Source organism: Pseudomonas sp. PAMC 29040, assembly GCF_003994535.1.
Taxonomy (GTDB): domain Bacteria; phylum Pseudomonadota; class Gammaproteobacteria; order Pseudomonadales; family Pseudomonadaceae; genus Aquipseudomonas; species Aquipseudomonas paraversuta.
Genome location: NZ_RZAA01000016.1, coordinates 15620 through 38454, shown reverse-complemented (window position 1 = coordinate 38454; position 22835 = coordinate 15620). Strand labels below are relative to the sequence as shown.

The window sequence follows — 22835 nt, the reverse complement described above, 5'->3', positions numbered from 1 at the left end:
GGGGTTTGTCAGCTCATCACCCATAAGGGCTGAGTGGCGGGTGCAGAAATGACCCGGTTAAACCCCCGTAAAGTTTTAACCCCTTCCAGACACAAAAACGCCCGACAGTCCTTGTCGGGCGCATTGATCAAATTTTATACAGTTGCTGCCCTGCATTCTTCCAGAGACTTGATCTGGCCACTTTCTGGTTGGTTATCCAGTGCCAGCCATTTTTCAAAGCCTGCCGCTATAGCGGGCCATTCCGTACCGATAATGCTGTACCACGTGGTATCACGGTTTTTGCCTTTAACCACCATATGCTGGCGGAAGACGCCTTCGTATGTGTACCCGAGTCGTACTGCAGTACGTTTCGATCTGGCGTTGTCATTGTTGCACTTCCACTCCAGACGTCGATTGCCCAGGGCGAAAGCCTCCTTGGCCAGCAAGTAGACCGCCTCGGTACTTTTCGGCGAGCGCTGCATCGGCGCGCCGAACGTGACGTGGCCGATCTCTATGCGTCCGTGTTCGGCAACAATGCACATCAGGCTGATGGTGCCCTGGGCCTGGCCACTGGCCTGATCGACGACGGTATAGAAGTGCGGGTCGCGGCTGGCCGCGTTGTTCTGCAGCCAGGCATCAAATGCCGGGCGTTCATTGAAAGGCCCGTACGGCAAGTAATCCCACAGCTTGGGATCGCCCTCGGGGCCTTGTAAGGCTAGCCATAATTCATCGCCATGACGGGCCGGGTCGAGCTTTTCCAGACGAATGAAGCGTCCTTCGAGTGTTCGCGTATCCGGGGTTCTGGCTGGCTGCCAATGTTGTAGATCTTCAGGCATTGCGCGTTCCTTTCATGACAAGGCTTTGCGAAATTGAATAAAGCCGGGGCGCTCGGCTATTCGCTCATAGAGCTGAATGGCGGTAGCGTTGGTCTCGTGGGTCAGCCAGTGCACCTTGGCGCACTGATTGTCTTTGGCGGTGGCGTATACATGCTCGATCAACAAGCGCCCGGCACCGGTGCCGCGCACCTGGGGGCTGACAAACAGGTCTTGAAGGTAGCAGGAGTTTCCAATGCTCCAGTTGGAGCGGTGATAAATGAACTGCACCATGCCTACAGCTTCGTTGCCCTTCCAGGCGAGCGCCAGGTGGGTCGGTTCGGCCGGGTCGAGAAAACGCTCCCAGGTCGACTGGCTGACTGCGGCGGGCAGTTCGGTTTTATAGAAACTCAAATACGCCTGCCAGAGCGGCAGCCATTGATCGTGATCGGCGGCGCTGGCGGGTTTGATCTGCAGTGGCTGAGCCATGTTGCTATTCCTTAGCAATTAATTGAGCGAGGGCGTGGTCTTGCGGGTTGTTGCTGGCCAGCAGTCCATTGCGCACACCGGTCTGGTCGGCGGCGCTGCGGTTCTGGCTGAGTTTGCGTTTACCGTTGAGGCGGGTGATCGGCAGGCTGAAACCCACAATCGCCTTGAGCATGCTGTCGATGTAATCCCGGGGGGCGTCGCTGACGGACCACGGCTCGGCGCGACCGGCTTCGTGCTTGTTGCTCAGGCGACTGACCAGGGCCAGCAGGCGCTCGGCATCATCGAACACCTGGGCCTGGCCGTAGGCGTGAACGGCAAGGTAGTTCCAGGTGGGTACGGATTTGCCGTCTTCAGCTTTGCTGGGGTAGAAGGACGGACTGACATAAGCCTGCTCCCCGGCAAAAATAACCAGCGCCTCGGCGCCTTGCGCAAGTGCCTGCCAATGCGGGTTGGCACGGGCAAGGTGGCCATACAGCGTGCCGTTGGGGCCTTCGTCCGGGTTCAGCAGCAGTGGTACATGGCTGGCGACCAGGCCCTGGCTGCCATGGGTCACAAGCACGGGCAACGGGGTGGCCTGCATCTGCTGATGCAAGAGGTGAATGTCACTTTCTGCGAAGGCGCGGGGCACGTACATAGAAATTTTCCTTGGCGAATGACTGCATCCTAGGCAGGCTATTGGCTCGTTGTAAGAGCCATTAATGGTCATTTTTATAGGTCCAATCCATGCCGGATTCAGCGCTGTCCATCGCCTTCAACCCTGCCGGTATCGAGCTTGATCCAAAAAAAGGCCTGACCCGCCAGCTCTATCAGGCATTGCGCCAGCGGGTACTGGATGGCCGCCTTGGCAGTGGCTCGCGGTTGCCGGCGAGTCGCGATCTGGCGCTGGCGCTCGGCATCTCCCGAAACAGCGTGGTACGGGCCTATGACCAGTTGTATGCCGAGGGCTTTCTCGAGGGGCGAATCGGTGATGGCACTTATGTCGCGCAGTTGCCGGAAAAAGCCCTCCCGCGAAAAAAGTTGTCCACCAACTTGTCCACAGGGTTTTCAACAGGCTTATCCCCAGGGTTATCCACAAAAAAGGCTGATTTACCTGTAATTACGTCCAGTAAAGTTATCCACAGCACTGCTTTGGACAGGGTTGGCCAGCACTCGCTTGACCTTCCTCCGAGCGGAGTTCCGCGGGCTTTCCGGGTGGGGGTGCCAGCCTTTGACTTATTCCCTTTCGAGGTCTGGAGCAAGCTGCAGGCGGCTTTTTGGCGTAAGCCGGACTTGCAGCAGCTGTGTTATGGCAATCCGGCAGGGGATGAGCGGCTGCGTGAATTAATTGCCGTCTATTTGCGCACATCCCGTGGTTTATCGTGCTCGGCCGATCAAATTTTGATCACCAGTGGCGCGCAGCAAGGAATTAGCCTTTGTGCACAGCTGCTGGTTGAGCCTGGCGACGGGGTGGCGGTCGAGAATCCCGGCTACCGCGCAGCGGCCCATGCCTTTGCGATTGCAGGGGCAAAAATGCAGGGCATAGCGGTCGATCAGGAGGGTATGGATTGCTCGGCACTCAAGCAGTTGAATAACTGCCGGCTGGCCTATGTGACGCCATCCCACCAGTACCCGACGGGTGTCACCATGAGTCTGGCCAGGCGCCTTGAGTTGCTGGACTGGGCCGAGCGCAACCAGGGCTGGATCATCGAAGACGACTACGACGGCGAGTACCGTTACTGCGGGGCCCCGCTGGCCCCGTTGGCGGCACTGGACCGTCAGGGGCGGGTGATCTATGTCGGTACCTTCGGCAAAGTGGTGTTCCCGGCCTTGCGTCTGGGGTACCTGGTCTTGCCCAAGGGTTTGATTGAGCCTTTCGCCCGGCGGCGCTCCCTGGATATGCGGCATTCGGAGGTCAGTACCCAGGCCGTGATGGCCGAATTCATGGCTGCCGGGCACTTTCAGCGGCATATCCGGCGCATGCGGCGTGCGGCCTTGAGCCGGCGTAATGCATTGTTGGCAGATTGGCCCCAGGGAATAGCAGGGATGGGGCCGGTGCCGAGCATTGCAGCGGGGCTGCATGTGACGGTGCCGGTCATAAGTTTCGAGCGCGAACAGCAATTGCTGGCTCAGGCCAAAGCGGCCGAGGTGGAGATCAACGGTTTGAGTGGCTACTGGCTGCAAGACTCGAGTGTGCCTGTGGATAAACGTGCAGGGCTGGTGCTGGGTTTTGCCGCGGTGCCTGAGGCCGATATCAAGGCAGCGCTGGCCCGCCTGGGCAAGGTCTGGGTGTAGGAGCGAGCTGTTGGTTGCTGCGCGGTAAAGCTCGCTCCTGCAGGTTCGGGGGCTTATCGGGCGCTTTCGAACCCCTCGAGCACATTGACCGCATTGATCCCGATTTCTTCTACCGCGTAGCCACCCTCCATCACGAACAGCGTCGGTTTGCCCAGACGTGCAATACGTTCGCCCATGCGCAGATAGTCCGGGCTATCGAGTTTGAACTGGGAGATAGGGTCGTTCTTGAAGGTGTCCACGCCCAGAGAAACCACCAGCACATCAGCGTCGTAACCTTCGATTTCGCCACAGGCCAGTTCCAGCGCCGCGCTCCAGCGCTCCCATGCCGACCCGGCCGCCAGCGGATAGTTGAAGTTGAAGCCTGCACCCGGACCTTCGCCCAGTTCGTCTTCATAGCCCAAAAAGAACGGGAATTCGGCTTCGGGATGGCCGTGGATCGAAGTGAACAGTACGTCGTTGCGTTCATAGAAAATCGACTGCGTACCGTTGCCGTGGTGATAGTCCACGTCGAGGATCGCCACTTTTTTACCACCCTGGTCCAGGAAGGCCTGAGCGGCAATCGCGGCATTGTTGAGGTAGCAATAACCGCCCATCAAATCGCCTGCGGCGTGGTGCCCCGGTGGACGGCACAGGGCGAAAGCACTGGGGGCGCCGTTCTGGATGGCGGCCTGGGCGGTGAGTGCAACCTGGGCTGCGCTATAGGCTGCGCGCCAGGTGCCCGCTGTAATCGGGGCGCCGCCATCGAAACTGTAATAGCCGAGTTGGCCGTGCAAGCTGGCAGGCACTATGGCGCGCAGGGTGCGGGCAGGCCAGGTGTAGGGCATCAAGTCGCCGTCAAGACCCTGCTCGGCCCAGCGCGCCCAGGCGCCCTCGAAAAAATCCAGATATGCCGCGCTGTGCACACGCAGGATCGGATCGCGTCCGAAGTCTTGCGGGGCTTGCACCGGCCCCAGCTCACGGGTTTGAACGCGCTGCAGAATATGGTCGGCGCGGGAGGGCATTTCAAAGCAGGGCATCAGTTGCCCGTCTATCAATTCACAACGGCCATGATGCAGATGGTGATCGTCCGAGTAGATAGTCAGCATTTTTCTTGTTCTCCGTAGGCTAGAGCGTTGGCCTACAGTCTTGCGGCAGCGGTGGTTTCAGAGAACGGCAGGAGCGGCCAAAAGGGGATAAATATGGCCGAAATCACTGACCGAAATTCGCCCCCTGAACCACTGAAACCTGTAGCAGCGAGCTCTTCCATGTCGCGATCAAGAGCTCGCGAGCAAGCTCGCTCCTACGGTTTTATTACGCGCGGAACTGGCTGGGTGCGACACCGCTCCAGCGTACAAACGCGTGGCGAAAACTCGCGGTTTCGCTAAAGCCCAGGGTTTCGGCAATCCGATAAATCGGCCATTCGGTTTCGTGGAGCAACAGCTTGGCGCGCTCGAAGCGCAATTCGTCGAGCAGCCCCTGATAGCTGCATCCGGCGTCACGCAGGTGCCGGCGCAAAGTACGTGGCGAGCAGGTCATCTGCTCGGCCAGGCCCTCCAGCCCCGGTGCTGCATGCAGTTGGCCGGCGAGCAGCTGGCGGATGCGTGACAGCCAGGTCTGACGGCCGGTGAACTCCAGGTTTTGTTTGCGGCAGCGCACGGCCATCGCCTGGTGGGTGATGGCATCGGCCAGCGGCAGAGGGTGATCGAGCCAGTGTCTGGCAAAGGCAAAGCCGTTGTCCTGAGCCTCGAACGTGCGTGTGCAGTCGAAGGTGCTGTCATAGCTTGCGTGATAGTCCGGCTTGCTATGGGCGAAGCGGGCGGCCAGCAGGGGTAACGGCTGCCCCAGCAGGTCCTGGCAAATAACGGTCAATGACACCAGGCAAAGTTGTGCATTGAACACGGCCAGCTGCGGATTTTCGTGATAGTGGTCAGCGCAGAACCACACGTGTTCGCCTTCGACCCTGAGGCTGAGCTCGAAAAGTGTTCCCAGTAGCGCCGGATAGCGCAGGGCCAGGCGTAAAGCGTCACCTAAGGTGGCACTGGTGAGCATGGCATAGCCGAGCATGCCGTAGGACGACACATGCATGCGTCGCCCCAGCTCAAGGCCTATTTCGCGGCGCAAGGCCACGGCGTTGGCGCACACCTGCATTTCCTGGCTGGCGGTAATGCGCGTGTCGGCGCGGCTCAGATCGGCAGCCCGAATGCCACTGCCGGCCAGCAATGCTTCGCAGGACAGGCCTTCGGCCTCGAAGGTGCTGAGTACCAGCGATACAGCGTTGAGGGTAGTGAGGTGGGAGTGCAGCATGTTGGCTTCCTGCATGAGGGTGCAGGAAGCGAGCAAGTTGTGTGCCGGGGTGTGAAATAGATCCCGATGTAGCTCTGTACTCTGACGCTGTAGGAGCGAGCTTGTCTCGCGATCTTTTGATTTTTAAAAAGATCGCGAGGCAAGCTCGCTCCTACAGATGGAAGGGGAGCTGGTTACGCCAGCTCGCCGCACAGATCCAGCTCGACCAGCTGACGCACTTCTGCCAGGGGCAAATCGGCCCCCAGTAATGCGTGCAGTTTGCCGAACGCCGCTTCCCGGGTCATGCCGCCGCCCGAGAGCACGCCGGCTTCACGCAAGCGGCTGCCCGCTTCGTACACGTCCAGTTCCACGCCACCTTCATGGCATTGGGTAATGGCGACCACCACTATGCCGTTTTGCTGCGCCCGTTGCAGGCTGGCGAGGAAGGCCGGATTGTCGCTGGGGCCGGTGCCGCTGCCGAAGCACTCCAGCACCAGCGCCTCAATCCCGCTATTGAGCAGGGCATCCAGTTGCGCCGCGCCAATCCCCGGGACCAGTGGCAGTACGCCGACACTGGCTTCGTGCCGGGGCTGGCGATACATCAGCTCACCCGGCAAGGTATTGGCCTTGGGGGTACCGCCATTGCGCTTGAGCGCGACAAACGGGTTGCGTCCGAAGCTGCGCACTTTGGCGCAGCGTGTCGGTGCCAGCAACGCGCCGTGGAAGTACAGCTGCACGCCATGGGGCTGGCCTTGCCCCAGTGCGCTCAATGCACCGCTGACGTTTTCCCAGGCATCGCTGTCGGGCACACCCGCAGGCAGCATGGAGCCGGTGAACACTACCGGCGCCGGCAACCCCAGCAGTTGAAAGCACATCGCCGCTGCGCTGTAGGCCAGGGTGTCGGTGCCATGCAGGACCAATACCGAATCGCAGTCATCCTGTTCAACGGCTTCGATGATCGCGGTGCGCAGGCGCAACCAGTAGGCGGGCGTCATGTTGGCGCTGTCGATCAGTGGGCTCATCTCGCGAAAGCGCCACTGCGGTACTTGCAGCTGTGGCTGGCTGGCGAGGTAATCAGCCATGCGCGCTTCAAAGCCCGATGCCGGGGCCAGGCCGTTGGCGCTGGCTTGCATGCCGATGGTGCCGCCGGTGTAGAGCACCATGACGCGCTGGGCTGGGTGATGGGTGGCTGCAGTCATTTATGAGTCTCCATAAGCAAAAACGCGGCGGTTCTGATTAGAACCGCCGCGTGAGTGTCAGCGTTTTGTTTCTTCGCTCGTGACGGCCGGTCGTGGCGGCCAGGCCTTGAGGTCCAGATCCAGATCCGGGAATTTACTGGAATCGAACACCGGTGTCTTGATCCCTGCGCGACGTTGGTCGTCGTAGTCCTTGAGCACGCGCATGCAGACCTTGAACAGCATCGCCAGGGCGACCAGGTTGACGAACGCCAGCATGGTCATGGCGATATCGGCGAAGGCGAAGACGGTTTGCAGGTTTTCAATCGAACCCCAAAAAATCAGCACCAGTACCAGCACGCGATAACCGATCAGTGCCTTGCGGCTCTCACCGACCAGGAAACGCAGGTTGTTTTCACCCAGATAGTAGTTGTAGAGCATCGAGGTGAAGACAAACAGCGCCAGGGCCACGCTGATAAACACACGGCCCCATTCGCCGACGACGGCCGCCAGGGAGTTCTGGGTCAGGGCGATGCCGTCCCCTTCGAAGCCCGGGGTGTAGAAGCCGGACAGCAGGATCAGCAGCGCGGTGCAGGTGCAGATCACAAAGGTGTCGAGGAATACGCTGAACGCCTGAACCACGCCCTGGGCGATAGGGTGCTCGACATCGGCCACGGCGGCTACGTTCGGAGCACTGCCCAGGCCGGCTTCGTTGGCAAATACGCCACGCTTGACGCCCATCACGATCGCGCTGCCGATCAGCCCGCCAAACACCGGATCGAGGCCGAAGGCGCTCTTGACGATGTGGCCCAGCATGGCCGGCACGTGGTCGAATTGCAGCACGATCACGTAGAGGGTGACTGCGATGTAGGCCAGGGTTTTGACCGGTACCAGCAGGTCGGCAACCGAAGCGATACGTTTGATGCCGCCGATAAACACCAGCCCCAGCAGGATGGCGATGGCCAGGCCGGAGTAATTGACCTCAAAGCCGAAGGCGTCTTGCAGCGAGTGGGTTACGGCGTGGGCTTGCAGGCCCATAAAGGCAAAACCGAAGGTGATCAGCAGCAGCACGGCCATCAGCTTGCCCATCCAGATTTTGCCCAGGCCGTACTTCATGTAGAAGGACGGGCCGCCGCGCAGTTGGCCTTCAGCGTCGCGACGCTTGTACAGCTGGCCCAGGGAACATTCGATCAGGCTGCTGGACATGCCGACCAGTGCGGTCACCCACATCCAGAACACGGCACCGGGGCCGCCCAGGGTCACGGCAATGCCGACGCCGGCGATGTTGCCCGCACCCACACGGCCCGCCAGGCTCAGCATTAATGCCTGAAACGAGCTAAGTTCGCCGGCGCTGCTGCGCAGGCTGTCTTTGAAGACCGAAAACATGTGCAGGAAGTAGCGAAACTGTACGAAACGCGAGCGGATCGTGAAGTAGCCACCGAGCCCGACCATGAGCACGATTAGCACTTTCCCTGAGAGGAAGTCATTGATGACTTCAAGCATGGATTATTCCTCGCTGTTTTTATCTGATGGCAACACGGCCGAATCAGGATCGCTCATTACGCCCGGCAAGACAGGGCATAAAAGTAGGCGATCAAGGGAATCCCGGCCATGTTGCTGCTTGGTTTACGATGCTGTTTCCGCACTGTCGGTGGCCGCTGTTGCAGGGCCCACGCACGGGAAGAGGGCCGGCACTATACCTAGGAGTGTTGGAAGCGTCTGCATAAGTGATTGATTTTTCATGTGCGAGTCGTCTGAAAAGGCCTTGAATCCTGTCGTGTTTGCCCTCTTTGTTTGTCCTTTGTGGGAGCCGGTTCCCACAAAATTTGCGCAAAAAAAAGGGCCTGCAGACGTATCTGCAAGCCCTCAAAAGGTGAGAGGTGTCTAGTCCCTCGACCTGGTGAGCGTTGAGTTCTGTCGCAAAGTGCCTGGGCTTCGGTGATGCGGCGTTAAAAACACCCTCGGCAACTTTGCATTCAGAACTTTGTTACATGCATCAGGCCTTGAGAGGCACCAGACGCGGAGCAATCATGTTTTCCGGGCGCAGGATGTCGTCGAGCATGGCGTCGTCGAGCAAGCCTTCTTCGCGCACCAGTTCCAGCACGCCGCGGCCGCTTTCGAGGGCGATACGGGCGATGCGGGTGGCGTTTTCATAGCCGATGTAAGGGTTCAGCGCAGTCACCAGACCAATCGAATGTTCGACCAGTTCACGGCAACGTGCTTCGTTGGCGGTGATGCCAACGATGCAATGTTCGCGCAGCATGTCCATGGCGCGTTGCAGCAGGCGGATCGAGTCGAAGATCTTGAACGCGATCAGCGGCTCCATCACGTTCAGTTGCAGTTGGCCGCCTTCAGCCGCGATGGTCAGTGCCAGGTCGTTACCGATGATCTGGAATGCCACCTGGTTAACGGCTTCCGGGATTACCGGATTGACCTTGCCAGGCATGATCGAGCTGCCCGGCTGACGCGCTGGCAAGTTGATTTCGTTGATGCCGGTGCGTGGGCCGCTGGACAGCAGGCGCAGGTCGTTGCAAATCTTCGACAGTTTGACCGCGGTACGCTTGAGCATGCCGGAGAACAGGACGAAGGCGCCCATGTCTGAAGTGGCTTCGATCAAGTCGGCAGCAGGTACCAGCGGCTGGCCGCTGATGGTCGCCAGACGGGTCACGGCCAGGTGTTGGTAGCGCGGGTCGGCGTTGATGCCGGTACCAATCGCAGTACCGCCCAGGTTCACTTCGGTCAGCAACTCTGGCGCCAGAGTTTTCAGGCGGGCCAGATCTTCACCCAGAGTGGTGGCAAATGCGCGGAACTCTTGACCCAAAGTCATGGGTACCGCGTCTTGCAGCTGGGTCCGGCCCATCTTCAATACGTGGTTGAACTCGACGCCCTTGGCGGCGAATGCCTGAATCAGGCTATCGAGGCTGGCCAGCAGTGCATCGTGACCCAACAGCAGGCCCAGACGGATAGCCGTCGGGTAAGCGTCGTTGGTCGACTGAGCCATGTTCACGTCGTTGTTCGGGTGCAGGTACTGGTACTCGCCCTTCTGATGGCCCATGGCCTCCAGCGCGATGTTGGCGATGACTTCGTTGGCATTCATGTTGGTTGAAGTGCCAGCGCCGCCTTGAATCATGTCGACCACGAATTCATCGTGGAAATCACCGCGCACCAGACGTGCACAGGCTTCGCTGATGGCTGCGTGTTTGGCGTCGCTCAGATGGCCCAGCTCGCGGTTCGCGTCAGCTGCGGCTTGCTTGACCATGGCCAGGGCCACGACCAGCTTCGGGTAGTGCGAGATCGGAACGCCGGAGAGACGGAAGTTGTTCACCGCTCGCAGGGTCTGGATGCCGTAATACGCTTGAGCGGGTACTTCGAGTACGCCAAGCAGGTCTTTTTCAGTGCGGAAAGATGCAGCGGAGGACATGATAGAAATCATCTCGATAAGGACCCGGTCTGAGCCGGAACGCTGCGAATGCTAGGCCTGCAGACAAAATTGGGCCAATGCCTTTAAACACTATCCTATGCAGAAACGGCATAATGACGACGTGACGCGACGGCCGCGTCGAACGTGTGACCCAATTTGGTGCGCGTCCGGGAGGACTCGATGAATCTCGAAAGTAAATGGTTAGAGGACTTCAGTGCCCTGGCCGCCACTCGCAGTTTTTCCCAGGCGGCAGAGCGTCGCTTTGTGACTCAGCCGGCCTTCAGCCGACGTATTCGCAGCCTTGAAGCGGCGCTGGGGCTGACCCTGGTGAATCGTTCCCGCACCCCGGTGGAGTTGACTGCAGCCGGCCAGCTGTTTTTGGTCACGGCGCGCACCGTGGTCGAGCAGCTCGGCGAAGTCTTGCGTCACTTGCATCACCTGGAAGGCGGGCAGGGCGAGGTCATGCAAGTGGCTGCGGCACACTCCTTGGCGCTGGGTTTTTTCCCGCGCTGGATCGCTCAGTTGCGTAACGAAGGCCTGAACATCGCGACACGTCTTGTTGCGACTAACGTCGGAGACGCGGTGCATGCTTTGCGTGAGGGCGGCTGCGATTTGATGCTGGCCTTTTACGATCCGGATGCGGCATTGCAGATGGACCCGGAAATTTTCCCGTCCTTGCACCTGGGTAATACCGAAATGTTGCCGGTGTGTGCTGCCGACGCTGACGGCAATCCGCTGTTTGATCTGGAAGGCGATGCCAGTGTGCCGTTGCTGGCCTACAGCGCCGGGGCATTTTTGGGCCGTTCGGTGAATTTGTTACTGCGCCAGCGCAGCCTGCGCTTCACCACTATTTATGAGACCGCCATGGCCGACAGCCTTAAAAGCATGGCGCTTGAAGGGCTGGGCATCGCCTGGGTGCCGCGGTTAAGCGTGCGGGCGGAGCTTGAGCGCGGTGAGTTGGTGATCTGTGGCGGGCCCCAATGGCACGTGCCGCTGGAAATTCGCTTGTACCGCTGCGCCCTGGTGCGCAAGGCCAACGTGCGCTTGCTGTGGCGCAAGCTGGAAAATCCTTCGGCACCAGCCCAGGCGCCGGTGTAGTCGCTGCCCGGAGGTTTTCTGGCCTGACCTTGAAGTCAATAAAACCGGGCGTCGAAGCAGATTTCAGGATCAAAGACAGATGGTCGGGGAATATGCGTTTTGTTTACCTTTTTGGGTATACTGCGCGGCCTTCGGCTGGCTTGACCGGCCTTAATTTCTATAACAAGCCACGTCGGTTTCCCCACGTGGCTTGTTGTTTTTTGACGCGCCTGCGGGCGCCCAAGAGAAGAGGCGCGACGATGAGTGCACTGGTAGGCGTGATCATGGGCTCCAAGTCCGATTGGTCCACCCTCAGCCACACCGCCGATATGCTGGAAAAACTCGGCATTCCTTACGAAGTTAAAGTGGTCTCTGCCCACCGCACTCCGGACTTGCTGTTCCAGTATGCCGAAGAGGCCGAAGGCCGCGGGATCGAGGTGATCATCGCAGGTGCCGGTGGCGCTGCTCACCTGCCAGGCATGTGTGCGGCCAAAACCCACTTGCCGGTACTGGGTGTACCGGTGCAGTCGGCGATGCTGTCGGGCGTTGATTCGCTGCTGTCGATCGTGCAAATGCCTGCAGGCATCCCGGTTGCCACCCTGGCCATCGGCAAGGCGGGTGCGATCAACGCAGCGCTATTGTCGGCCAGCATCTTGGGCGCCAAGCACCCGCAGTTCCATACCGTATTGAAAGCATTCCGTGCTGAGCAGACAGACAGCGTTCTGGACAATCCAGACCCGCGCGAAGCCTGAGGTTTTTGACGATGAAAATCGGTGTAATCGGTGGCGGCCAACTGGGCCGCATGCTGGCCCTGGCGGGCACTCCGCTGGGCATGAACTTCGCTTTCCTTGATCCGGCGCCTGATGCCTGCGCAGCTGCGCTGGGTGAACACCTGCGTGCGGACTACAGCGACCCGGATCATTTGCGCCAACTGGCCGATGAAGTCGATCTGGTGACGTTTGAGTTCGAAAGCGTTCCTGCTGAAACCGTGGCCTTCCTGTCGCAATTCGTACCGGTGTATCCGAGTGCCGAAGCGCTGCGTATCGCCCGTGATCGCTGGTTCGAAAAAAGCATGTTCAAGGACCTGGGGATTCCGACGCCGGACTTTGCCGACATCCAGTCCCAGGCGGATCTGGATGCAGCGGTAGCCAGCATCGGGTTGCCGGCCGTGCTCAAGACCCGCACCCTGGGTTATGACGGCAAGGGCCAGAAAGTGCTGCGCACTGCGGCCGATGTCGAAGGTACCTTTGCCGAGCTGGGTAGCGTCGCCTGCCTGCTGGAAGGTTTTGTACCCTTCACTGGTGAAGTGTCGCTGATCGCCGTGCGCGGTCGTGATGGCGAGACCCGGTTCTACCCGCTGGTGCACAACACCCATGACCGCGGCATTCTCAAGCTGTCGGTTGCCAGCACCGATCACCCGTTGCAAGCGCTGGCCGAGGACTACTCGAGCCGTGTACTCAAGCAACTCGACTACGTCGGCGTGATGGCGTTCGAGTTCTTTGAAGTCGACGGTGGCCTCAAGGCCAATGAAATTGCCCCGCGTGTGCACAACTCCGGGCACTGGACCACTGAAGGCGCCGAGTGCAGCCAGTTCGAAAACCATTTGCGCGCCATTGCCGGTTTGCCGCTGGGTTCGACGGCCAAGGTCGGTGAGAGCGCAATGCTCAACTTCATTGGCAGCGTGCCGCCGGTAGAGCAGGTGATCGCGATTGCCGACTGCCATTTGCATCACTACGGCAAGGCCTTCAAGGTCGGCCGCAAAGTGGGTCATGCCAATCTGCGTTGTGCAGACCTGGCGACGCTCAAAGCGCAAATCCAGCGTGTTGAAGCGTTGATCGATCAAGCGTAAATCGTTAATTGGCGGGAACCATTCAGTGACCGCCACTCTCTGATGGCGTGATCCCAAAGTGCTGACTAGGCTTGGGTTTACGCCATCTACAGAGAGGAAGCGTCCATGGGCATCATCGGAACCATTTTTATCGGCTTGATCGTTGGCCTGCTGGCCCGTTTCCTGAAACCGGGCGACGACAGCATGGGCTGGATCATGACTATCCTGCTGGGTATCGGCGGTTCGCTGGCGGCAACATACGGCGGACAGGCACTGGGTATCTATAAGGCAGGCGAGGGTGCCGGCTTTATTGGTGCGGTGATCGGGGCGGTTATCCTGCTGGTGATCTACAACATGGTGTCGAAAAAGAGCTGATTGAATGGTCTGGCCCTCTCTGCGCTCGCCGCAGAGAAGGCTAGAATGCGCGGCGTCAGAAGCCCTCTTTGATTGAGACTGCCATGCGTCGTTTTGCTTTTATCTTTCTTTTACTGGGCTGTGGCCTGGTACACGCGGCGCAAGTGCCCGAAACCGACTGGCTCGACCTGATGCCAAAGTCGGATCAAAAAGCCCTCGAACAAATGCCCGAAATCGACCATGACTCGCCCGAGGCCAATGGTACGTTTACTGCCAAGGGTGGTTTGAAGCAGAGCAAAGGCCTGCCGGCGGTCATGTATTCCAGTAAAACTGTGCCTGCCATGAACGGGAAAAATATCCGTTTGGGCGGCTATCCCGTGCCTTTGGAAACCGATGCCAAGGGGCGCAGTACCCTGTTTTTCCTGGTGCCGTACCCTGGCGCCTGCATCCACGTACCGCCACCGCCGCCCAATCAGTTGGTGCTGGTGCGCTACCCCAAAGGCTTGAAGCTGGACGACATCTACACGCCATTGTGGGTGGTGGGCACGCTGAAGGTTGAGACAGTCAGTAATGATCTGGCGGATGCGGCCTATGCGCTGGATGCGAGCAAGGTGCGGGTGGTGGTTGAGGCGGATTTGTAAGGGATACGCAACTTAACTACGCGCAATCTGACTGTAGGAGCGAGCTGTTTAAAAAGCTCGCTCCTACAGGTTCAGGGTTTCAGGCGTTTGCTCGTAATACTGACACCCAGGGTATGGCTCGCACCCGGTTCCAGGGTGACCACGTCGTCCATCACGTTGGCGGTTTCGATGCAGAGCATGCGTTGCCAGCCATCATCGGCCATGTCGTCAAACTGTTCGGCCCGCTCGATCCACGGGTTCCAGATCACCGCCGTGCGTGAGCCGCGGCTGGTGAGCTGAATGCTGCGGTGCCAGTCGTTATCGACAATGCTCAGCTGCTGCGGGGCGTCGAGGTAGATGCGGTCGGTTTCGCCGCTGAAGGTCAAATCGCCGGTCTGGCGGATCTGTTTCCAGTCTTGCAGCGTGTCGATATACGTCAGTGCGTCCAGCCCTTCGACATGCACCCTGCGTACATCGCTGACCGCAAAATAGCTGTGCAGCGCCTGGCTGATGGTGACCGGAATATCACTGCGGTTATGGCTGGTGAGACTGATGTGCAGCTGCGTGTCCAGGCGAATGCTCAGGGTCAGTGCGACATCGTGTGGCCACCCGGGCAGGCCGCCTTCGACGTGGGGCAGGCCCAGTTCGATGTGCAGTGCTTCACCGGCATCATCGAACTCAAGGAGCTCCCATTCGCGGGTGCGCACCAGCCCATGGGCCGTTGCCGGCTCGTCTGACTGACGCATGGCTTTTACGCTTTGCGGGTTGCGTTCAAAATTGCCAAACCACGGCCAGCAGACGGGGACGCCGGTGCGGATGCCTTTGCCTGCCTTGTACTGGGCCTTGTCGTTAAGCCAGATGATCGGCGGCTCATCGCCTACCTGATAACTGAGCACCTGGGCGCCCTGTTTGGCGACCAATAGTTGGGCCTGACCATGCTGGAAGTGCCAGCACTCCAGTTCGTCCAGGGTGACTGACTCAATGTGGTGCATGGCAGGCTCTCTATATCAGGGACTAGGACAGCAGTAGACAGGCAAAGCGCGGCGAGGTTTAACGGCGCGGCGGAACGGAGCGCGTGCGGCCGCTGCCATCGATGGCAACGAACACAAATACAGCTTCGGTGACTTTGCGCCATTCGCTGGACAGCGGGTCGTCGCTCCACACTTCGACCATCATCTGGATCGAGCTGCGGCCGATTTCCAGGGCCTGGGTGTAAAACGATAACTGGGCCCCGACTGCAACGGGCACCAGAAATGCCATGCGATCAATGGCAACCGTAGCCACACGGCCCCCGGCGACCTTGCTGGCCATTGCGGTGCCAGCGAGGTCCATTTGTGATACCAGCCAGCCGCCGAAAATATCGCCGAAACCGTTGGTTTCGCGCGGTAATGCGGTGATTTGCAAGGCCAGGTCACCTTGCGGGATTGGATCTTCTTGTTCGAGCTCTAGCATGCCTAAGGGCCTCTGACCCGTGATTCATCATGTGTATTGCGGGTGAATAAGCGTCATTAGAAAAACGATTCAGCCCGAACATACTACGTTCGTCACGTTCTTCATAAGCCGCACCAAGGGAAACTCTGTGGAATCAGCTGGTGAATGCCCTGCGAACGTTTCGCACAGCATTTTCAGAAGTCTCCAAATGTTTCTTACAGCCAACGAGTATATCGATCACTGGCTTGGCCGACGACCTTCGGATTCTGCTTTTTAAGCGAGGCGTGCGTCTAGCTCTGTGCTTTTGTAAACAATTTGTTATCTTTCAAAACCTGCCCAGCCCCTGCCGGCGTAGTTGCAGCTTTTTGCCGAGCCCAAATAAGAGAAGCAATACTCCATGATCACAGAGCCTTCCAGTGCTGCACCGCCGTCGCGGCCGTTAACCCGTAATGACTATAAAACCTTGTCGCTGTCTGCTTTGGGCGGTGCGCTGGAGTTTTACGATTTCATCATCTTTGTATTTTTTGCCACCGTGGTCGGCAAGCTGTTCTTCCCGGCGGACATGCCGGAGTGGCTGCGCCTGATGCAAACCTTCGGCATTTTTGCTGCGGGTTATCTGGCACGGCCGCTGGGTGGCATTGTCATGGCGCACTTCGGCGACCTGCTGGGGCGCAAGAAGATGTTCACTTTGAGCATCTTCATGATGGCGGTGCCGACCCTGATCATGGGCTTGCTGCCGACTTATGCACAGATCGGCATGTGGGCGCCGATTCTGTTGCTGCTGATGCGCGTGATTCAGGGCGCGGCGATTGGCGGTGAAGTGCCGGGCGCCTGGGTGTTTGTGGCCGAGCATGTTCCGCCGCGTCACGTGGGCTATGCCTGCGGCACCCTGACCTGCGGCCTGACGGCGGGCATTTTGCTCGGTTCGTTGATGGCCACTGCGATCAATACGATCTACACCCCGGCGGAAGTGGCCGATTACGCGTGGCGAATCCCTTTCCTCATGGGGGGTGTGTTCGGACTGTTTTCGGTGTATCTGCGGCGCTGGTTGCACGAAACCCCGGTGTTCGCCGAGTTGCAGCTGCGCAAGGCCCTGGCTGCAGAAGTGCCGCTCAAGACCGTGTTGCGTGATCATCGCGGCGCAATTGTGATTTCGATGCTGCTGACCTGGTTGCTGTCTGCCGGGATCATCGTGGTCATATTGATGACGCCGACCGTGCTGCAAACCGTGTACGGTTTTTCTGCCACCACCTCATTGCAAGCCAACAGTCTGGCCATCGTCTTTTTGAGCTTGGGCTGTATTGCTTCGGGGGCACTGGCTGACCGCTTTGGTGCCGGCAAAGTCTTCGTGCTGGGTTGCGCCGGACTGCTGATCACCTCGTGGACCTTCTACCACAGCCTGTTGCAGCACCCGGACTGGTTGTTTCCCCTGTACGCCTTGAGCGGATTGTTTGTAGGCACCATCGGCGCTGTGCCCTATGTGATGGTCAAAGCCTTTCCGGCGGTGGTGCGTTTCAGTGGCCTGTCTTTTTCCTACAACCTGGCCTACGCCATCTTTGGTGGCCTGACCCCGATGGCCGTAACCCTGCTGCTTAAAGAAAGCCCGATGGGCCCGGCGTACTACGTGGCAATCATCTGCACCATGGGCTTGCTGGTCGGTGCCTACTTGTGGAAAAAGGGCCGCTGATCGAGCCGGCCTCGTCGTCACACATAATTAGCCTCTCCAGAAAGGCCATCATTTGTAAACAATGATGGCCTTTCATCCAATTGTCACAATCGGTTCATAGAGTGGTCACATGGCCTGAAGATACTGGCCCCCGATTCATCTAACCCCGTTTGTTAGGAGTAAGGCATGAAACTGAAGCGTGTGATGGCGGCCCTGACTTTTGTTGCCGCTGGCGTTGCGACTGCCAATGCGGTTGCCGTTGGTGTTGACCCGGCTATTCAGCCCTACGTGAAGACCACCGGTGTGTCGGGGAATCTGTCCAGCGTTGGTTCCGATACCCTGGCGAACCTGATGACCCTGTGGGCTGAGGCTTACAAAAAAGAATACCCGAACGTGAACATCCAGATTCAGGCTGCCGGTTCTTCGACCGCGCCACCTGCGATTACTGAAGGCACCGCCAACCTGGGCCCGATGAGCCGCAAGATGAAGGACAACGAACTGGCTGCCTTCGAGCAGAAGTTCGGCTACAAGCCGACCGCCATCCCGGTGGCTGTTGATGCCCTGGCGGTATTTGTCCACAAGGACAACCCGATCAAGCACCTGACCATGGAGCAGGTTGACGCGATTTTCTCGTCGACCCGTTTGTGCGGCGCCAAAGCTGACGTTAAAACCTGGGGCGACCTGGGTGTGACCGGCGATCTGGCGAACAAGCCGGTTCAACTGTTTGGTCGTAACTCGGTATCCGGCACTTATGGCTACTTCAAGGAAGAAGCCCTGTGCAAAGGCGACTACAAGCCAAACGTGAACGAACAGCCGGGTTCCGCTTCGGTGGTTCAGTCCATCAGCAGCTCGCTGAACGGCGTGGGCTACTCGGGCATCGGTTACAAAACCGCCAGCGTGAAAACAGTGCCTCTGGCTAAAAAGGGCAGCACCGAGTTCATTGAAGACACCGAAGAAAACGCACTGAACGGCAAATACCCGTTGTCGCGTTTCCTCTACGTGTATGTGAACAAGGCACCGAACAAGCCGCTGAACCCGCTGGAAGCCGAGTTCATCAAGCTGGTGTTGTCCAAGCAGGGCCAGGAAGTGGTCGTGAAAGACGGCTATATCCCGCTGCCAGCCAAAGTCGCTGCCAAAGCACTGGCTGACCTGGGCTTGAAAGAAGGCGCATAAACGAGAGCTCTGTAGTCGCTGACGAAGGCTGCGGCAAGGTCCGAAGGGCCTTCAAAAACGGGTCTGCTACGCAGCCCGTCGTAGCCTCCGGCAGCCGCTACAGGCGCTCCTGATTCACCTCATTTTTCGCTCCGCTGCCAGCACCACTGGGCGGCGGATTTTCTGCGTCACTGCTTTGTCATCTTTCTGTCATACAGGATCGCTAGGGTGTGCGCATGAATGATCTGGCCAATTCCCCAATGACTACGACATCCGCTCCCAAGCGCATTGATTTCAATACCCCTGAACTCAAGCGCAAGCGTCGCATCCGCGCGCTAAAAGACCACCTGACCCGCTGGTATGTATTTATCGGCGGTCTTGCCGTGCTCGGCGCGATCACCCTGATTTTCTTCTTCCTCGGCTATGTCGTGTTCCCGCTGTTTCAGGGCGCAGACCTCAATGCCAAGCAGGCGCTGACTCCGGTATGGATGCAGGATGCCGGCAAGCCGCTGATGATTTCCGTAGAGGAGCAGAATCAGGTCGGTATGCGTGTGTCCGACAAGGGCATGGTGCTGTTCTTTAACGCCAAAACGGGCGACGAGTTATCGCGGGTCAACTTGCCGTTGCCTGCGGGCACACAAGTGACGTCGATCGGTGAAGACCAGCCGGGTAATCCGGTGGTGGTCCTGGGCCTGTCCAACGGTCAGGCCCTGGTGTTCCGTCACAGCTACCGTGTCAGCTATCCGGATAACAAAAAGACCATCACCCCGGCCATTGAATACCCCTATGGCGAAACGCCGATTGTGCTCGACCCCCAGGGCCGTGCGCTGGATCACGTGAACCTCAGCGTGAACGATTCGACGCTGGTGCTGGCGGGCTCGAGCGGTGCGCAGTTGAACGTGCTGTCGATGGTCAGCGCAGAAAACATGATGACCGGCGAGGTCACGAATTCCGAGACCCGCATCGACCTGCCGCAAATGACCGAGCAGGTCAAAGCGCTCTACGTCGACCCGCGCCAGCAGTGGCTGTATGTGGTTAACGGGCGGGCGCAAGCCGATGTGTTCAGCCTGCGCGACAAGAGCCTCAACGGGCGCTACAAGCTGGCTGATGACGCCACGACCGAGATCACCGCCAGTACCCAGTTGGTGGGTGGTATCTCGCTGATCTTCGGCGACTCCAGGGGTGGTCTGAGCCAATGGTTCATGGCGCGCGATCCGGATGGCGAGCAACGCTTCAAGCACATCCGCAGTTTCCAGATGGGCAGCTCGCCGATTGTCGAGATTACCGCCGAACAACGTCGCAAAGGCTTCCTGGCCCTGGACGCTGCTGGTGAAATCGGTGTGTTCCACAGCACCGCGCATCGCACCCTGCTGGTCGAAAAAATTGCTGAAGGCCCCGGCATCATGGCGTTGTCGCCACGGGCCAACCGCATCATCGTGGAAGAGGGCGGCAAGCTGCTGCCACTGACCCTGAAAAACCCGCACCCGGAAGTGTCCTGGAGCGCGTTGTGGAGCAAGGTCTGGTACGAGAACTACGACGAACCTAAATACGTTTGGCAGTCGACGGCTGCCAACACCGACTTCGAACCGAAAATGAGCCTTGCGCCATTGACCTTCGGTACGTTGAAGGCGGCGTTCTACGCCATGTTGCTGGCCGCTCCGCTGGCTGTTGCTGCCGCGATCTACACCGCTTACTTCATGGCCCCGAGCCTGCGGCGCAAGGTCAAGCCGGTGATCGAGCTGATGGAAGCGATGCCCACGGTAATCCTGGGCTTCTTCGCCGGTCTGTTCCTGGCGCCTTATGTCGAGGGCCATCTCCCGGGGATTTTCAGCCTGCTGATGCTGATGCCCATCGGCATCCTGGTGGCGGGTTTCACCTGGAGCCGCCTGCCTGAGTCGATCCGCCTGCGGGTGCCGGACGGCTGGGAAAGCATGATCCTGATCCCGGTGATTCTGTTTGTGGGCTGGCTGTCGCTGTATATGAGCCCGTATATGGAAGCCTGGTTCTTCGGCGGCGACATGCGCCTGTGGATCTCCCACGACCTGGGCATCACTTACGACCAGCGCAATGCTCTGGTGGTGGGTCTGGCGATGGGCTTTGCGGTCATCCCGAACATCTACTCGATTGCCGAAGACGCCGTGTTCAGCGTGCCGCGTGGCCTGACCCTGGGCTCGCTGGCGCTGGGTGCCACACCGTGGCAGACCATGACCCGGGTGGTCATCCTGACCGCCAGCCCGGGGATTTTCTCGGCGCTGATGATCGGCATGGGCCGTGCGGTAGGCGAGACCATGATTGTGTTGATGGCCACCGGCAACACCCCGGTCATGGAAATGAACCTGTTCGAAGGCCTGCGCACATTGGCGGCGAACGTCGCGGTGGAAATGCCGGAGTCGGAAGTGGGCGGCAGTCATTACCGCGTGCTGTTCCTCTCGGCGCTGGTACTGCTGCTGTTCACCTTCGTCATGAACACCCTCGCCGAGCTGATTCGTCAGCGTCTGCGCAAGAAATATTCGTCGCTTTAAGGAAGGTAGAAGTCTGTGAAACAGAACTCCCTCAAAGGTTGGTTCAAGAGCGGCGCTCCCGGCGTCTGGATCAGCGGTGGTGCGGTTTCCATCGCGGTCATCATGACCATCGGTTTGCTGTCGGTCATCGCGGTGCGTGGTCTGGGTCACTTCTGGCCGGCAGACCTGGTGCACGCGCAGTACGACGTACCGGGTAATGCCAATCACGTGCTGATCGGCGAAGTGGTGCAAAAGGAAGAAGTACCGCGCGAGCGTCTGAAAAGCGCCGGCTTGCCGGTGCCCGATCAAGGCCCCGAGTTCATGACGCGGGAGCTGATCAAGGTCGGTAACCGTGACCTGAACGGCAACGACTTCACATGGGTGGTCGGCGAGTGGCTGACCAACCAGTCCACGCCGCCGGAGCTGATGGCCATCGAGCGCCGCGAATGGGGCAATTTTTACGGCTATCTGGTCAACGTTAAAGAAAACGGCAAAGTGATCGCCGAAGGTGCTGCGGCCTGGCCTGAACTGCAAGCCCGGGTCAAACGTATCAATGAACTGGCGGCACAACTCAGCCAGCTGGAAAAGAAAGACATCGGTGCGATCAACTACGGGCTGGAGCGTATCCGCCTGCATGGTCGCAAGCTGGAACTGGACGGCAAGCTCACCCCGCAAGCGCAAGCTGATATGGAGTCGGAACGGGCCGAACTGAACGCCCGCTACAAAGCCATCGAAGAGCGTTTGGGGGACTTGCACGCGCAGTTCAATCGCGACAGCCTCACGGCCCGCGACGCCAACGGTAAAGAGCTGGAAATCAGCATCGGCAAGGTGGTCAAGGCCTACCAGCCGAACGCGATGAACAGCTGGCAGAAGCTGGGGATGTATTTCAGCAATATCTGGGAGTTCCTCACTCAGGACCCCCGTGAAGCGAACACTGAAGGCGGGATCTTCCCGGCGATTTTCGGCACCGTGATGATGACCCTGATCATGGCCGTGATCGTCACGCCGTTCGGGGTGCTGGCGGCGGTGTATCTGCGCGAATATGCCAAGCAAAACACCCTGACTCGGGTGATCCGCATTGCGGTCAACAACCTGGCCGGTGTCCCGGCCATTGTGTACGGCGTGTTTGGCCTGGGCTTCTTTGTGTATGTATTGGGCGGCTCGGTGGACCGGCTGTTCTTCGCCGAAGCACTGCCGGCGCCGACCTTTGGTACGCCGGGCCTGATGTGGGCCTCGCTGACCCTGGCGCTGCTGGCGGTGCCGGTGGTGATCGTGGCCACTGAAGAAGGGCTGGCGCGTATTCCGCGTACCGTTCGCGAAGGCTCGCTGGCGCTGGGTGCCACCAAATCCGAGACCTTGTGGAAGATCGTGCTGCCGATGGCCAGCCCGGCCATGATGACCGGCATGATCCTCGCGGTGGCCCGTGCGGCCGGTGAAGTGGCGCCGCTGATGCTGGTGGGCGTGGTCAAGCTGGCCCCGTCGCTGCCGCTGGATGGCAACTATCCGTACCTGCACCTTGACCAGAAGATCATGCACCTGGGCTTCCATATTTATGACGTGGGCTTCCAGAGCCCCAACGTCGAAGCCGCACGCCCGCTGGTATACGCCACCGCGCTGCTGCTGGTACTGGTGATCGCAACGCTTAACTTGTCGGCGGTATGGATTCGTAACCACCTGCGCGAGAAGTACAAGGCGCTGGAAAGCTGATTGATACACGTAAGGGTCATGTGGGAGCTGGCTTGCCAGCGACTGTTCAGATGTACACCGCGTTGTCCGGATCGCCGGCAAGCCGGCTCC

General features: G+C 59.2%; 20 protein-coding genes. 10 read left to right on the top strand and 10 right to left on the bottom strand.

Annotation, left to right across the window (positions count from 1 at the left end; all coding sequences use genetic code 11):
* Positions 1 to 134: 134 nt before the first annotated feature.
* The 3 genes from WG29040_RS22905 to WG29040_RS22895 are packed head-to-tail and all read right to left on the bottom strand — an operon-like array spanning position 135 to position 1914.
* Positions 135 to 815, bottom strand: a complete 681-nt coding sequence (locus WG29040_RS22905; RefSeq protein ID WP_003438102.1) for a GNAT family N-acetyltransferase — start codon at positions 813 to 815, stop codon at positions 135 to 137.
* Between the two features lie 12 nt (positions 816 to 827).
* Positions 828 to 1280: a GNAT family N-acetyltransferase gene (locus WG29040_RS22900; protein ID WP_010657064.1), complete on the bottom strand. Its 453-nt coding sequence runs from the start codon at positions 1278 to 1280 to the stop codon at positions 828 to 830.
* 4 nt (positions 1281 to 1284) lie between these two features.
* A complete protein-coding gene (locus WG29040_RS22895) occupies positions 1285 to 1914 on the bottom strand; it encodes an FMN-binding negative transcriptional regulator (RefSeq protein WP_003438106.1) in 630 nt (209 codons plus the stop codon).
* A gap of 89 nt (positions 1915 to 2003) precedes the next feature.
* On the opposite strand from WG29040_RS22895, the gene WG29040_RS22890 reads away from it, so the two are divergent.
* Positions 2004 to 3551 carry a PLP-dependent aminotransferase family protein gene (locus WG29040_RS22890; protein WP_127196929.1) on the top strand — a complete coding sequence of 516 codons (1548 nt, stop codon included), beginning with the start codon at positions 2004 to 2006 and terminating at the stop codon, positions 3549 to 3551.
* A gap of 53 nt (positions 3552 to 3604) precedes the next feature.
* Here WG29040_RS22890 and WG29040_RS22885 read toward each other — a convergent pair whose 3' ends face one another.
* The 5 genes from WG29040_RS22885 to aspA all read right to left on the bottom strand — a co-directional run bounded on the left by WG29040_RS22885 (position 3605) and on the right by aspA (position 10409).
* Positions 3605 to 4636 carry a histone deacetylase family protein gene (locus WG29040_RS22885; protein ID WP_003438110.1) on the bottom strand — a complete coding sequence of 344 codons (1032 nt, stop codon included), beginning with the start codon at positions 4634 to 4636 and terminating at the stop codon, positions 3605 to 3607.
* A 205-nt stretch (positions 4637 to 4841) separates the two neighbouring features.
* On the bottom strand, positions 4842 to 5834 hold the full coding sequence (locus WG29040_RS22880) for an AraC family transcriptional regulator (protein WP_003438112.1): 993 nt from the start codon (positions 5832 to 5834) through the stop codon (positions 4842 to 4844).
* Between the two features lie 173 nt (positions 5835 to 6007).
* Positions 6008 to 7012: an asparaginase gene (locus tag WG29040_RS22875; protein ID WP_003438114.1), complete on the bottom strand. Its 1005-nt coding sequence runs from the start codon at positions 7010 to 7012 to the stop codon at positions 6008 to 6010.
* A 57-nt stretch (positions 7013 to 7069) separates the two neighbouring features.
* Positions 7070 to 8491 (bottom strand): sodium:alanine symporter family protein, encoded by a 1422-nt coding sequence (locus WG29040_RS22870; protein WP_003438116.1) that lies wholly within the window; start codon positions 8489 to 8491, stop codon positions 7070 to 7072.
* A gap of 493 nt (positions 8492 to 8984) precedes the next feature.
* Complete coding sequence (gene aspA, locus WG29040_RS22865) at positions 8985 to 10409, bottom strand: aspartate ammonia-lyase (RefSeq protein ID WP_003438118.1); 1425 nt, start codon at positions 10407 to 10409, stop codon at positions 8985 to 8987.
* Between the two features lie 180 nt (positions 10410 to 10589).
* Here aspA and WG29040_RS22860 point away from each other — a divergent pair, with 180 nt between their 5' ends.
* From WG29040_RS22860 to WG29040_RS22840, 5 genes are all read left to right on the top strand, one after another.
* A complete protein-coding gene (locus WG29040_RS22860) occupies positions 10590 to 11507 on the top strand; it encodes a LysR substrate-binding domain-containing protein (RefSeq protein ID WP_003438119.1) in 918 nt (305 codons plus the stop codon).
* 239 nt (positions 11508 to 11746) lie between these two features.
* The gene (gene purE, locus WG29040_RS22855) at positions 11747 to 12238 is read left to right on the top strand and encodes a 5-(carboxyamino)imidazole ribonucleotide mutase (RefSeq protein WP_003438120.1); all 492 of its coding nucleotides are present in this window, start codon (positions 11747 to 11749) and stop codon (positions 12236 to 12238) included.
* An 11-nt stretch (positions 12239 to 12249) separates the two neighbouring features.
* Positions 12250 to 13335: a 5-(carboxyamino)imidazole ribonucleotide synthase gene (locus WG29040_RS22850; RefSeq protein WP_003438122.1), complete on the top strand. Its 1086-nt coding sequence runs from the start codon at positions 12250 to 12252 to the stop codon at positions 13333 to 13335.
* Positions 13336 to 13440: 105 nt separating this feature from the next.
* Positions 13441 to 13689, top strand: a complete 249-nt coding sequence (locus tag WG29040_RS22845) for a GlsB/YeaQ/YmgE family stress response membrane protein (RefSeq protein ID WP_003438124.1) — start codon at positions 13441 to 13443, stop codon at positions 13687 to 13689.
* Between the two features lie 83 nt (positions 13690 to 13772).
* Positions 13773 to 14309: a DUF3299 domain-containing protein gene (locus WG29040_RS22840; protein ID WP_127196928.1), complete on the top strand. Its 537-nt coding sequence runs from the start codon at positions 13773 to 13775 to the stop codon at positions 14307 to 14309.
* Between the two features lie 71 nt (positions 14310 to 14380).
* On the opposite strand, the gene WG29040_RS22835 is transcribed toward WG29040_RS22840, so the two are convergent.
* On the bottom strand, positions 14381 to 15280 hold the full coding sequence (locus WG29040_RS22835) for a D-hexose-6-phosphate mutarotase (RefSeq protein ID WP_127196927.1): 900 nt from the start codon (positions 15278 to 15280) through the stop codon (positions 14381 to 14383).
* A 58-nt stretch (positions 15281 to 15338) separates the two neighbouring features.
* Positions 15339 to 15740: an acyl-CoA thioesterase gene (locus WG29040_RS22830; RefSeq protein ID WP_003438129.1), complete on the bottom strand. Its 402-nt coding sequence runs from the start codon at positions 15738 to 15740 to the stop codon at positions 15339 to 15341.
* 376 nt (positions 15741 to 16116) lie between these two features.
* Here WG29040_RS22830 and WG29040_RS22825 point away from each other — a divergent pair, with 376 nt between their 5' ends.
* From WG29040_RS22825 to pstA, 4 genes are all read left to right on the top strand, one after another.
* A complete protein-coding gene (locus WG29040_RS22825; protein ID WP_003438131.1) occupies positions 16117 to 17406 on the top strand; it encodes an MFS transporter in 1290 nt (429 codons plus the stop codon).
* A gap of 165 nt (positions 17407 to 17571) precedes the next feature.
* Entirely contained in the window at positions 17572 to 18558 is a 987-nt protein-coding gene (locus tag WG29040_RS22820) for a phosphate ABC transporter substrate-binding protein PstS (RefSeq protein WP_003438133.1), read from the top strand.
* Positions 18559 to 18773: 215 nt separating this feature from the next.
* The gene (locus WG29040_RS22815) at positions 18774 to 21059 is read left to right on the top strand and encodes an ABC transporter permease subunit (RefSeq protein ID WP_127196926.1); all 2286 of its coding nucleotides are present in this window, start codon (positions 18774 to 18776) and stop codon (positions 21057 to 21059) included.
* 15 nt (positions 21060 to 21074) lie between these two features.
* Positions 21075 to 22745, top strand: coding sequence for a phosphate ABC transporter permease PstA (pstA, locus tag WG29040_RS22810; RefSeq protein ID WP_003438137.1), 1671 nt, complete (start codon positions 21075 to 21077; stop codon positions 22743 to 22745).
* The last annotated feature ends 90 nt before the right edge of the window (positions 22746 to 22835 follow it).